Raw genomic sequence first — 12,947 nt, 5'->3', positions numbered from 1 at the left:
TTCAATTCATCGACGATCATAAGAATAATTATGGGGTCGAGCTGATCTGTAGAGTATTACCGATTGCCCCATCAACCTATCACCGTGCTAAAGACTTGGAGAGCTACCCTGAAAAACGCTCACTGCGCAGTCAACATGAAGACTTTTACATCAGCGAGATTAAACGTATCTGGCAGGACAGCAAATGCCGTTACGGTGCGCGTAAAGTATGGCAGCAGATGAAAGCGGATGGGTTAAAGGTGGCTCGTTGCACTATAGAGCGGTTAATGAAGCAGTATGGTATGCAAGGCATCTGGCGCGGTAAGGGCAAGATCACCGCCAACAGCCGTGACGACCAAAAGCGTGCTGATGACTTGGTCAATCGTAAATGTAATGCCCATGGTACTAATCAGCTGTGGGTTGCAGATTTTACTTATATCAAGACAACGAGTGGCTGGGTCTATACTGCTTTTATCATTGATGTGTTTGCCCGCGCTATTGTGGGCTGGAAAGTCTCTAATCGTATGAACACAGATATGGTGATGGCGGCATTAAACCAAGCAATAGCAGATAGAAACTATCCCAAAGATGTCATTCATCACAGTGATCGAGGGGTTCAGTACTTATCTATTCGCTATACTGATAAAATGACGGACTCTGGCGTGATTGCTTCTGTTGGTACAACAGGCGATTCATACGACAATGCATTGGCTGAAACGGTCAATGGGCTTTACAAGTCTGAGGTGATTCATTATTTAAAGCAGAACTGGACTGGTGTGAACGATGTTGAATTGGCAACCCTTGAGTGGGTAGACTGGTTCAATAAAACACGACTGCATAGTACGATTGGTTATGTGTCACCTTTTGATTTTGAAAAGCGGTATTATGATAATTTAACCCTGTCAGGCATCGCTGCCTGACTCAAGTAAATCACTCTCCGATAAAGTCGGGGCGGTTCAAATTGCTATATAAGAAGTAGGGTATTTCTTATTACATAAAGTCTGGCTTGACCTAATAGATATGGTAAATCCTTTCAATAACTTCATCTTGAGTCATGCCAGCCTCATTGAATATAAATACTTCAATATCATTCATAGCAGCCCGCAATCTTTTTTGACTGACTTGGATATATTGCAACGTCACATCATCTGATGATCTTGATTCCCTGTGATTAATCAGTCTCTTAATGACTGACATATTAAAATTCAGAGCATCTGCTACTGTTGAAAATGTCCTTCTTAGATCGTGAGGTGTGATATGAATACCTGCCAGCTTACCAATATTCGTGTATTGCTTTGATATACCAGTCAGATTGCTATCACAGTCTTTTACCCTTGAGGGAAATAACCACGGCTCATCTTGTTTGTACTTATGACGATTATTGAGCATGGCTACCATCACTTTGCCAAGCGGCACACTCAAAGTATCGCTATTCTTTGTATCTAAAATAGTTATAGTACCGTGCTTCAAATCGATACTATCCCAGCGCAAAGTATAGCCCTCGTTGGCGCGTATTCCTGTAAATAAAAATAGCAGCATGATATCGCGGGCATTATTGCTATGTGGCATCATATTGTGAAAATCCTCACTCTTAAAATCTACCAGCACTTTTACGTAATGACCCATAACATCCTCATTCAGATGTCTAGTGCGCGGCTTAACTGTATTCCACGCCTTTTTAGCAGTCAGCATCTCAACGGGGTTTGGTTTAATGATTGGCATTTCATTTTTATCTAAAAAACTGAGGCGTGAAAAATTCCATACCGCCCTAAGCGCTTTAAATGTTCCATTCGATTGAGATAAGCTATGCTTGCTTAACTCTAAATGCTTATCAGTGATATCGCCTTGCATAATGTCATTCATAGAAATATCTAGCCAGCATTCTAGGTTCCTATTTATCTGACGATTATAAGACTTAATAGACGAGCCCTTGAGATCTGGCTTACTTGCTAAGTAGTAAGCATAGGCTTCTCTTAGTGTAGGGGCGGTAAATTCTGGCGCTGGCTTGTCGAATGGGTCAATCCCTTGCATAAGGTCGCTTATGATAGACATTGACCTGTCACGGGCATCTTGGAGCGTTATATGAGAGCAGTCACTGAAAACTTTACGCTGTAATTTGCCATCGATGCGCTTATTAACTAGATAGCTCTTTGATGTCTTATTAGTACGCACAGCAAAGCCGTTTACGACCTCATCTTGATAGATAACTGTCTTGTCAGAGTATTCAAGACTGTCGATAAATTTCTTTGTGAATTTTATTTTAGCCATGACTGGTATGCCTTTCATGAGTTTGGTTACTAATCATGATAAGCGATAACGTTAATAATAGAAAGTATACGCAAAGTATACTCAGAGAGGGGTTATGGTATTTGATACTAGCCAGCAATAAACTCCAGACAACAAAAAACCCCGTAAACAGTGCGTTTGCGGGGTTTAAATTTGGTGGGCCCAGTAGGACTTGAACCTACGACCAAAGGATTATGAGTCCTCTGCTCTAACCAACTGAGCTATGGGCCCTAACGTTAGACGGACAATCATACCTGATTTTTTTAATTTTTCAAGTAAAAGATGGGAAGTAATTAAGTTATTTTCTTATAAGGCGTTATTTTTATCTTAAACATGACCGCCAGCCAAGGTAAGACTGCGACCACCATCAACGGTGATGATCTCGCCAGTGACGTAATGGGCTTGTATAAGATAAAGCACGCTATGAGCAATCTCATCAGGCAGACCGATTCGCTGCATGGGAATTGAGTCGATAATACGTTGTTGTTGCTCATCATCAAGGGCTTGATCGCTGTCAGCTTCTGGTAAAATATTGACGCCAGGTGCGACACCATTGACACGTACCTCTGGTGCCATATCCAGTGCTAGAGACTGTACCATCATACGATGAGCTGCCTTTGCCATATTATAGACAGTATAATTGCTAAACGGCTTATCGTGCGCATGAATATCTAGTAGGCTAATAATACAGCCCTTTTGCTGCTTAAGGTAAGGGAGTAGCGCTTGGCTTAATAATAAAGGCGCTTTTGCATTGGTCAGAAATAATTCATTCCATTGTCCGTTTTCAATACTGCCAAGCGGACTTGGATAAAATCGCGACGCATTGTGTACTAGGACATCTAGTTGACCAAAAGTGTTTATGATCTTTGCGACAAATTCGGATAATGCCGTAGGGTTCTCAACCATATTTAAATCAGCAACGATAACGGCGGCGCTATCTGCCCGATTTTCATTAAGCTGATCGGCTAGGGTATTTGCTTCTTGCTCACTATGATGGCAGTGAATGATGACTCTGTAGCCCTGATGATGGGCGGCTTTAATAATGGCTGCACCAATGCGTTTAGCACTGCCAGTCACGAGCATCACTGAATCGTGAGTGTTAATTGGCTGAGAAGGATTAGATTTTTGATTCATAGTTAAACTTTAATATACGTTAAGATATTATTTTTAGACCACTTTTCTAGATGGTTTTAAGGACATATCGTGCGCTTGTAAATGCTCAATTCTGGTTTGTCGCAACGCTTCACCAATTGCTGGGCCTTTTAGATCGGGCTGAATGTCTTCCATACCAATAGCATGAAAGCTGCCTAACGCTATCATCATCTGACGGTGCTGTATTGCCAGCTGTAAGACGTGGCTGGTTACCAGTAGTTGTGAGAGTTTGTCAGGCTCTTTATGAGCACCCGAGGCCTGTATGAGGTCAATTTTTTCAGCAGCACTCAGACTGTTTATGGCAATCAGCTTTTCGGCCTGTTGCACGAATAGCTTGGCAAATTGAGTTTGTGCTTTTGGCACCTTAGCCGTATTACCTATTTCATTGATACTTTTGACAGCCGTTAAGTCATTAGATGGTAAGTCTGTATAAGGCAGATGAAATAAAGGTGGATGAAGGCTGGTCATTAATAAGGCCCAACGCTGTGATAAGTTTAGTTTCATCTGAGCTGCAAAGTACAATGCAGTTTGCACGGTTTCTCGTATATGATCGTCAGTCCACGCCTGATTTAATGGGGCAAAATACTCTGTGAGCGCGCCAATCTCATACAGTTGCTGCCAGTATACATGAGGTGATAGCTGCATGGTCGCACGGCTTGATTCTTGCCAAATACGCTCGGCACTCAAATGCGCAAGTTCGCCCGAGCTGACCAGTTGACGCATCAACGTCAAGGTTTCGTCAGCGATAGTAAATCCCAGATCATAATAACGGCTATAAAAGCGCGCCGCTCGCAACACTCTTAGTGGGTCTTCGCTAAACGCCATTGAGACATGTCGCAAGGTTTTATTTTCTATATCAGCCAGTCCACCATAATAATCAATCACTTCACCGCTAATAGGGGCGTCATCCGTTAGACTCACAACTTCTATTGCCATGGCATTGATAGTCAAATCACGACGCTGTAGATCGTCTTTTAAGCTAACATCAGGGCTGGCATGAACACTAAAGCCTTGATAACCTAAGCCTTGTTTGCGTTCTGTACGTGCCAATGCATACTCTGCATGGCTGGTAGGATGCAAAAATACCGGAAAATCTGCCCCGACTTGTTGGAACCCTGCGTCAAGCATTGATGACACAGTGGCACCAACGACGACGAAATCTTTATCTTTGATAGGACGCCCTAACAGGTGATCACGTACGGCACCACCAACGAGATAAACTTGCATAATATTCTCTTTCTTCTGACTCAATTTTTACTTATTTAATGTGCACTGACCAAAAAAAACCAGTCAACGCTCTTTGAATGTCGTTGACTGGTTTTAGTATAGCAGACCCTCTCTATAAATAAATTATAGTGAAGGGCCTAATAACACGCTGATACTACTGCTGAGATTCAGCTTCTAAATCTTGAACTTCCGTCACCGTAAGCGCTGTCATATTGACGATACCACGGGCGGTCGCTGATGGCGTTAGAATATGAACGGGTTTACTAGTCCCTAACAAGATAGGACCAATAGAGGCGCTACCCGTTGCTGTTTTAAGTAGGTTAAAGGCAATGTTTGATGCATCAAGTGTTGGTAGGATGAGCAGGTTTGCAGCACCTTTTAACGGACTTGATGGCATATTATTCAGACGAATCGTTTCATTCAGCGCTGAATCACCTTGCATCTCGCCTTCGAATTCAAAGTCTACGTTCATATCCGTCAATAACTGGTGAACCTTACGCATTTTGACAGCGCTGGCACGATTTGAAGCACCAAAGTTAGAATGCGATACGAGAGCAACGCGTGGCGTGATACCGAATCGGCATAACTGGTCAACAGCCAAGACAGTCATTTCAGCCAACTGTTCAGCAGTCGGGTCTTCATGCACATAAGTGTCAGCGATAAAGATGTTGCGATCTTGCATCAATACGGCATTCATGGCATAAAAATCGTTAACGCCTTCTTTTTTGCCAATGACATTTTGTACGTATTCTAAGTGCAACGGATAATGACCAAACGTACCACAAACCATACCATCTGCATCACCATTATCAACCAGCAATGAACCAATTAACGTGGTTTTACGGCGTACATCACGGCGAGCTACTTCAATACTGACACCACTGCGTTTGTTTTTCTCATAATAACCCTGCCAGTAGTCTTTGTAGCGAGGATCATCATCTGGATTGACGATAGTGATGCTCACACCTTCTTTTAGACGCAAGCCTAATTTTTCAATATTGGCTTCAATAACTGAAGGGCGACCAATCAAAATAGGTAAGGCCAGCTGCTCATCGACAACGACTTGCACCGCAAGCAATACATTATGGTCTTCACCTTCACAGTAAACAATACGCTTTGGATCTGCTTTGGCACGAGCAAAAATAGGCTTCATGACGAACGCTGAGTTATAAACAAACTCAGACAGGCGCTGACGATAAGCTTGAAGATCATCGATAGGTAAGGTTGCAACGCCTGAATCCATCGCAGCTTTAGCGACAGCAGAAGCAATCTCAATGATTAGATTTGGCTCTAGAGGACCTGGGATCAAGTAGTCACGACCAAAGCTTTGTATTTTTTCGATATTTCTAGCGCTGGTGGTTGGCGTGGCCTCAACGTGTGCCATAGCAGCGATTGCTTTGACGCAAGCCACTTTCATTTCTTCATTAACCGTGGTTGCACCAACATCTAATGCACCGCGGAAAATATAAGGGAAGCATAGGGCATTGTTGACTTGGTTCGGGTAATCCGAGCGACCTGTTGCCATAATAACGTCTGGACGTACCGCATGTGCCAATTCTGGCATAATTTCAGGCGTTGGATTGGCAAGGGCAAAGACGATAGGGTCTTTTGCCATACGACGAACCATATCTTCTGATAATGTGCCTGGCATGGATAGCCCTAGGAACATATCGACATCATCCATCACTTCTTCGATAGCAGTGGCAGTGGTATCACGAGCATAGCGTTGCTTGGTTTCATCAAGGTTTTCACGATTGGTAGTAATGATGCCGCGTGAGTCTGAGACAAAGACATTGTTTTTATCAACGCCAAGGGCGCAAATAATATCGAGACAAGATATTGCTGCGGCGCCTGCGCCAGAACAAACAATTTTGATCTCTTCAATTTTTTTACCAGTAATCAATAACGCGTTGAGCATCGCTGCTGCGACGATGATTGAGGTACCATGTTGATCATCATGAAACACGGGAATATTCATGCGCGCACGTAGTTCGCGCTCAATTTTGAAACATTCTGGTGCTTTAATGTCTTCTAAGTTAATGCCACCAAAAGTCGGTTCAAGAGAAGCAACGGCTTCGATGAACTTATCTGGATCGTTTTGGGCAATTTCAATATCAAAAACATCGATACCTGCGAATTTTTTGAATAGAACGCCTTTACCTTCCATCACAGGCTTTGAGGCCAATGGGCCGATATTACCCAAACCTAGTACAGCAGTACCATTAGTAATGACACCGACTAAGTTGCTACGTGCCGTATACTTGGCTGCGAGCGTTGGGTCTCTTTGGATTTCAAGACAAGGCACGGCAACACCTGGAGAATAGGCGAGTGCCAAATCACGCTGGTTAGCCAGCTGTTTAATAGGGGTAACTGAGATTTTACCTGGGCGTGGGAATTCATGATAATGTAGGGCAGCTTGTTCAAACTGCTCTTGTTCCGTACTAAGGTTATCCGTATTCAAAGTAGTATCGTCATTCATAATAATTGCCATGGTTGGAAAATTAAATGGTGATAAAATATGCCACACCCTCGAAAGATCACTGAATGAGAAGAATCAAAGGGAACGGTGACATTGGAAAAGCAATGATCAGCGATTAAATATCAGATCAAAAAACTGTCTAGTAACGACGGTTATTTTAGCATTATTGGCAATTCACTGCCTATACAACCGTAGTGAATTGAACCAATAATATATCAAAATGATATTCATCATTTAGCTAGTTGATAATGCCAAAGAGTAGGACTAAATATCAACCTTAATTTAATAATATTTCAAAATATTACAAAATAGTGGGGTTGTTAAGAAGAGCAGCTAATCGGCATTTGCGCTGCATTAAGTTCAGGCGCTGCAATATCCAAATCAATAGCAATATCCTGTGCACGATAAGGGTCAGAGAGTAACTTGAATACTCGATCTACCTCATCAAACTGGCCTTGTTCAGCGGCAGTGATAGCTCGCTGCGCCATACTGTTACGTAAAACATAAACAGGATTATTGGTTCTCATGTCATTGATGGCTTGTTCAAAAGAGACGAGTTCCATTTGTGCCAAATAACATATTGACCAATCTTGCCACACCTTTTGTGCCTGCTGATCGAGCTCCATCGTCATGGTTGCTAATAGATGCTGCTCATAAGGATGCTCGTCTGGTGCGACCAGACCCAATAACGCCCTAAAGCTATTGGTATAATCAAGTGAATTGTCCTCTAGCAGCGTCAACCACTCAAAGGCCAAGGTTAAACTTTCTTTTTCATGTGGCAGTCCAAGCTTACGGCACAGCCCTTGCTGATAATGCTTCATAAAGGTCGCTTCATAGGGTGCCAAGCAGTCAGCCAACGTCTCACGAGTAACGCCTTCTAAGCGCATAAAATGTGGCAACCAGACATTAAGATTCCAATGACCGATAGCAGGCTGGTTTTGATAAGCATAGCGTCCTGTATGGTCAGAGTGATTGTTGATCCAAGCGGGGTTAAATCTTTCCATAAAACCAAATGGACCAAAGTCCAACGTGCTACCAGTGATAGATAAGTTGTCTGTATTCATGACACCATGTGCAAAACCAATCAATTGCCAGTCGGCTATCATACGCGCTGTACGTTCAACCACTGCGGTCAAAAACGCTAATACGGGCATCTCGCTATCACGGCACTCAGGATAGTAAGTATCAATCATATAGTCGGTAAATTCACCAAGCACATCAGGCGCAAAGCTGGCAATCCACTCGACGTGACCAAGGCGAATATGGCTGTCAGCCACGCGCATCAATGCAGCTCCGGCTTCCATACGCTCGCGCCGCACTTTTGTGTCAGACACAACAAATCCTAAGGCATTAGAAGAGGGAATGCCAAGTTGGGTCAACGCATGACCACATAGATATTCACGAATGGTACTACGTAAGACCGCGCGCCCATCGCCCATTCGTGAGTAAGGCGTCAAACCAATGCCTTTGAGATGTAAGTCTTGTGGCTGCCCGTCATTATCTAGCACTTGTGCCATTAATAAGCCGCGTCCATCTCCCAGTTGCCCAGCCCATTGTCCAAATTGATGCCCTGCATAGGCCATAGACAAAGGTTTGAATGTATCAGGCACGTATTGACCACCAAGAATTTCAACCCAGCGGTCCATCAGTTCTTCGTCTTCTGTCCAACCTAACTGCTGGGCCACTTGCTCATTGAAATGACCAGCGCGTGGATTGTCTAATGGCGTTGGCTGCTGCTCATGATAAAGGCGTGTGTCCAAATTGGCATAAGTATTCTGATAACGCATATAAGCTGCTCCGATTGAATAATAAGATTGATAAACTCACTATAGCATAGCCTTCATAGAGCATCGTTTCACTCTGTCCGTCTCTTGTAATCTACGCTCATTTAACTGTTTTAACTAAAGAATTATGATTGGAGTTTTTTATAAAATCATAGACAAAAAAATCCCTCTATCTGTTGCAGATAGAGGGAAGGAGAACCATTAAAATAGACGAGCGATGTTATAAAGAAGCAGTCAGCGTTTAAGCCGCTTTTGCGTTATGACCAATAGAGCGAAACGCTGTCTTTAAGTTGCTATTATGCTCAAGTATTTTTTGCTCAATCTTGGCATAGTCATGCTTTAGTATGTCTTCAACTTCATGTAGACGATCAGCAAACTCAGTCTTTTTCAGCTCAATGGTTTTCGCTTTTAGTGCTTGCCATTCTTCAACTGTCTGAGTGAAAGCATCATATTCGAACTTAATACGATCTTGGAAAGATTTCATCGCATGAGGAAGGTCAATATCACCGACTGTCGCTGTATCAATCTCTTGCTGTGCTTTTTTAAACTGCATTTGTACTTCAGCATGTTTAATGGTCGTATCATCAACCGTACGTAGCTCAGTGGTTAAGCCAAACTTCGATAAACCAGCAATCAACCATTTGGTTGGATCATATTGCCACCATTTTACACCGTTACGATAATCGTATTGGAAGAAATGATGATAGTTATGATAACCCTCACCCCAAGTCACAAGCGCTAAGAAGAAATTGTCACGAGCACTGTTTGTGTCGGTATATGGGCGCGTACCAAACATATGGCATAAAGAGTTAATGAAGAAAGTGAAGTGATGCGTCAAGACCAAACGTAACAAGCCAACGATGACCAACGTTCCCCATACATCACCAAGTAACCACCCAATAGCAGCAACCATACCGACGTTCAATGCCACTACCCACAGACCATAATATTTATGCTGAATTTGTAGCGTTCTGTCTTTAGTCAGATCAGGGATGTTTTTGTAGTCAAATTTACCACTAGGATAATTGCGCAGCATCCAACCCATGTGACTAAACCAAAAACCGCGCTTCGCTGAATACGGATCGTCTAAACGATGATCAACGTGACGATGATGGGTACGGTGACCAGATACCCAATCAAATGCAGAACCTTGCACCGCTAGGGTAGAACCAAGTAATAAAAAGTTTTTTACCACTGGATGTGCTTTATAGGCACGATGCGACAACAGGCGATGATAACCAGCTGTGATACTGATACCGGTCCAAACCATGAAAGCGCCAAATACGCCCCATACTGGCGCACTGACGTCATGGGTAAGTAAATACCATGGCGCAATAATAGCAGCAGCAATAGGCGTGGCTACCAAGATAGTCGCTGGAATCCAGTTGATCGGTGCCTTCGTAAACTCAAACTCACGCATATCAATGATTTCTTCTTTAGAAGCTTCATCGATTTGACCCTCAACAGCAGCATAGTTGCGTTTGGCAACAGGTTGCTCATTGAGTGAGTCTTTCGTCTTATTATTCTCATCAAAACGCATTTTAAAACGTGTGACTTGAATGCTGGCGGCTTTTACAAGCGTGTCGCCAGATTTGATAGCGAAACGTAAGCCTTTAAGCGGGAAGCCAAGTGCTTTTTTTGCAATCATATAATATCCCTAACGGTATTAATTTAAGCCTCTATAATACCTTAAAAATCCAGTAAAGTGAACAGTTATACACTATAAAAATATTGCTAAATAACAATAACTTGTATCGATTATAGGAGGTATTAACGAAAATAATTGGTGACTTATCAGGCATGACGTAAAAGTGTAAACAACACGATAGATATGTACATCATTTTATGAAAATAAAAGCAAAAATTAGTTTATTAATCAATAAGTAAGTGGCTTGGATAATCGGTAATAATCACGTCAGTTTGCCATTGTATGAGCTGTCTGATTGTCTCGACATCGTTGACCGTCCAAGCACTGATTGGCAAACCATAACGGTGGCTGTGGTCAATAAAAGACTGACTTAACAGAGGATAGTGAACACCCAGTCTAACACAGCCAAGTTGTAGGGCTGTGTTGGTCGCATTTATTAACGCCTTAGGTGTACGAATCAATAGACCACGCGGTATATGTTTTAATAGTTTACTGCAATGTAGCCGAGCATGAAGTTCCATATCAAAGCTTGTCAATACGATAGGTAAGTTGGCAAATGGGCTATCAATTAAATCGTGTGCCAGCGCCTTGATGAGTTTGCCATAATCAGTGCGGTCATTTGTCTTAATTTCGAGCTCAATGTAAGTAAAATCATTTAGCACAGGCGCTATACTAGCCAATGTGACAATGTGCTGACCAAATTGTAGATAGCGCTGGAGTTCTGCCATCGTTAATTGGTCAATGCGAGATTGCTGACCACACATACGTTCTAAATTATCATCATGGAACACCATTAAATGGCCATCAGCACTTAACTGCACATCGAATTCGATTCCTGTTAAGCCATGCGCTTTGAGGCGTTGAGCATGCTGAAAACCCATCAATGTATTTTCTAATACTTCACCGCGAGCCCCGCGATGACCCAATAAAAGCGTGTGTTCAAAATTTATCATAGTTATATGTCATTGGCTATTTTTACGAGTAATCATATAGATCCGCATTAACGACGTCTAATGAAATCTGCGCTATAAATGTGTGTTTTGGTAAGACTTCTTGCACTAATGAGGTGCGTATACCAATATATCAAATACTCTTTATTTTTAAATTTTGAATAATTTATTTGATAATAACCATGCAATTTCACGCTCACACCGACTTTATAAGTATGTGTTTGTTATGTTTTTGCAACTAAGGGCAGATTTTATCCATAATGAGTGGCGTTATTTGTATATCCATAGGCTACACTAATGACCCTGTCACTTAAAAACCGTATAATAATGTGATTTTCAAATCTATGGCAGCTAGGGTTGCGGTTTGAGCATCAATCACTGTCCGTCAGTGGCGGTATGAATTAGTAAATTGGGAGCAAAATCATCATGAGCGTAGCAAATAAGAGTTTGAGCAAATGGCACAAAGCAGCTGGAATTGGCATAGTATGCAGTTTGGTGCTTGCAGGCTGTAATCGCTCAGAGAAAGAAGATACCACTGAGACAGCAGAAGTAACGGAGCAGGAATCCACCGTTGATGAGAATGCGGTAGCTGCTGCCGTTAATTGTGATGATCCAATGGTACAAGATCGTCTTAAAAACACGCTCAGAAATACGCTTAATCAACAAGCACAATCACTGGCGGCCAATTATGCGAATGATGCAGAAGTCAGTCTAGACAACGGCGTTATTACGAATAAAACGAATGGTGTCGTGATTGATATACAAAATGCAGCGATCATACAAGAAGCCAATGGCAATGGTTTAACAACCTGTCAGGCAAGCGTTAGCATGACCTTGCCAAGCGAAGATTTGTATCAAGCCAACCAAATACAAGCGGCAAATAATCTGCCGAGTCTGCAGTCACGTTTAGCGCAAAATAACATCCGTATCAATAACAATATGCTCGTTGACGATGCCTTTACTTATGTCGTTGGCACTCAAAGTGGTCAGGTACGTACACGTATCGCAGGACAACCAGCTTTGATTACTGTCGTCGCTGACGTAATGGCAAGTTCTGTATTCAAATCAGCGGTGGATGATCAGCGTGCCCAACAACGTGCTTCTACCTCAAATAGTGACAGTCAATCAGCACCAGCGCGCCAACCTAGAGAATCAACCCCAGTTGAGCCGATTCGTCCTACTGAGCCTGCTACGTCGCCAACCATTAACCGTCCAAGCAGCAATCAAAACAGCGCGACAGAAAACAGTGCAGCAACCACAGCACCTACTACCCAGAACAAAAATTCTACAACACCAAATACACCAAAGCTAGTACCCAAAGATGAAAGCATCGATATGGTGATTATCGAAGATAACAGCGCTACTTATTAATTTATAAAATTGAAGCTATTTTTAACTACGCTCGTCAAATAAAGAAAAGCCCGCAACGATAAATTTGCGGG

General features: G+C 42.5%; 9 protein-coding genes and 1 tRNA gene. 2 read left to right on the top strand and 8 right to left on the bottom strand.

The window, feature by feature from the left end:
- Positions 1–899, top strand: an 899-nt coding sequence (locus JMX48_RS07735; protein WP_201536289.1) for an IS3 family transposase, incomplete at its 5' end; no start/stop codon positions are given.
- Between the two features lie 91 nt (positions 900–990).
- On the opposite strand, the gene JMX48_RS07730 is transcribed toward JMX48_RS07735, so the two are convergent.
- The 8 genes from JMX48_RS07730 to JMX48_RS07695 all read right to left on the bottom strand — a co-directional run bounded on the left by JMX48_RS07730 (position 991) and on the right by JMX48_RS07695 (position 11,508).
- The gene (locus tag JMX48_RS07730; RefSeq protein WP_201536287.1) at positions 991–2,247 is read right to left on the bottom strand and encodes a tyrosine-type recombinase/integrase; all 1,257 of its coding nucleotides are present in this window, start codon (positions 2,245–2,247) and stop codon (positions 991–993) included.
- Between the two features lie 172 nt (positions 2,248–2,419).
- A tRNA-Ile gene (locus tag JMX48_RS07725) sits at positions 2,420–2,496 on the bottom strand.
- 96 nt (positions 2,497–2,592) lie between these two features.
- Complete coding sequence (locus JMX48_RS07720; RefSeq protein WP_201536285.1) at positions 2,593–3,399, bottom strand: pteridine reductase; 807 nt, start codon at positions 3,397–3,399, stop codon at positions 2,593–2,595.
- Positions 3,400–3,432: 33 nt separating this feature from the next.
- Entirely contained in the window at positions 3,433–4,644 is a 1,212-nt protein-coding gene (locus tag JMX48_RS07715; protein WP_201536283.1) for a tRNA nucleotidyltransferase, read from the bottom strand.
- A 154-nt stretch (positions 4,645–4,798) separates the two neighbouring features.
- A complete protein-coding gene (locus tag JMX48_RS07710; RefSeq protein WP_201536281.1) occupies positions 4,799–7,123 on the bottom strand; it encodes an NADP-dependent malic enzyme in 2,325 nt (774 codons plus the stop codon).
- 320 nt (positions 7,124–7,443) lie between these two features.
- Entirely contained in the window at positions 7,444–8,910 is a 1,467-nt protein-coding gene (locus tag JMX48_RS07705) for a protein adenylyltransferase SelO (RefSeq protein WP_201536278.1), read from the bottom strand.
- A 238-nt stretch (positions 8,911–9,148) separates the two neighbouring features.
- A complete protein-coding gene (locus tag JMX48_RS07700) occupies positions 9,149–10,327 on the bottom strand; it encodes an acyl-CoA desaturase (RefSeq protein ID WP_201536308.1) in 1,179 nt (392 codons plus the stop codon).
- 452 nt (positions 10,328–10,779) lie between these two features.
- Positions 10,780–11,508 carry a glycerophosphodiester phosphodiesterase gene (locus tag JMX48_RS07695; protein ID WP_201536275.1) on the bottom strand — a complete coding sequence of 243 codons (729 nt, stop codon included), beginning with the start codon at positions 11,506–11,508 and terminating at the stop codon, positions 10,780–10,782.
- 423 nt (positions 11,509–11,931) lie between these two features.
- On the opposite strand from JMX48_RS07695, the gene JMX48_RS07690 reads away from it, so the two are divergent.
- Positions 11,932–12,876: a hypothetical protein gene (locus JMX48_RS07690; RefSeq protein WP_201536273.1), complete on the top strand. Its 945-nt coding sequence runs from the start codon at positions 11,932–11,934 to the stop codon at positions 12,874–12,876.
- Positions 12,877–12,947 lie beyond the last annotated feature (71 nt).

This window comes from Psychrobacter immobilis (genome assembly GCF_904846225.1).
Classification (GTDB): Bacteria; Pseudomonadota; Gammaproteobacteria; order Pseudomonadales; family Moraxellaceae; genus Psychrobacter; species Psychrobacter immobilis_F.
The sequence above is the reverse complement of the archived record's forward strand: the minus strand, read 5'-3'. Positions and strand labels throughout refer to the sequence as shown.

Coding starts and splice junctions, on each gene's coding strand:
- JMX48_RS07730 (WP_201536287.1), bottom strand. CDS start 2,247: ATGGCTAAAATAAAATTCACAAAGAAATTTATCGACAGTCTTGAATAC.
- JMX48_RS07720 (WP_201536285.1), bottom strand. CDS start 3,399: ATGAATCAAAAATCTAATCCTTCTCAGCCAATTAACACTCACGATTCA.
- JMX48_RS07715 (WP_201536283.1), bottom strand. CDS start 4,644: ATGCAAGTTTATCTCGTTGGTGGTGCCGTACGTGATCACCTGTTAGGG.
- JMX48_RS07710 (WP_201536281.1), bottom strand. CDS start 7,123: ATGAATGACGATACTACTTTGAATACGGATAACCTTAGTACGGAACAA.
- JMX48_RS07705 (WP_201536278.1), bottom strand. CDS start 8,910: ATGCGTTATCAGAATACTTATGCCAATTTGGACACACGCCTTTATCAT.
- JMX48_RS07700 (WP_201536308.1), bottom strand. CDS start 10,327: ATGCGTGAGTTTGAGTTTACGAAGGCACCGATCAACTGGATTCCAGCG.
- JMX48_RS07695 (WP_201536275.1), bottom strand. CDS start 11,508: ATGATAAATTTTGAACACACGCTTTTATTGGGTCATCGCGGGGCTCGC.
- JMX48_RS07690 (WP_201536273.1), top strand. CDS start 11,932: ATGAGCGTAGCAAATAAGAGTTTGAGCAAATGGCACAAAGCAGCTGGA.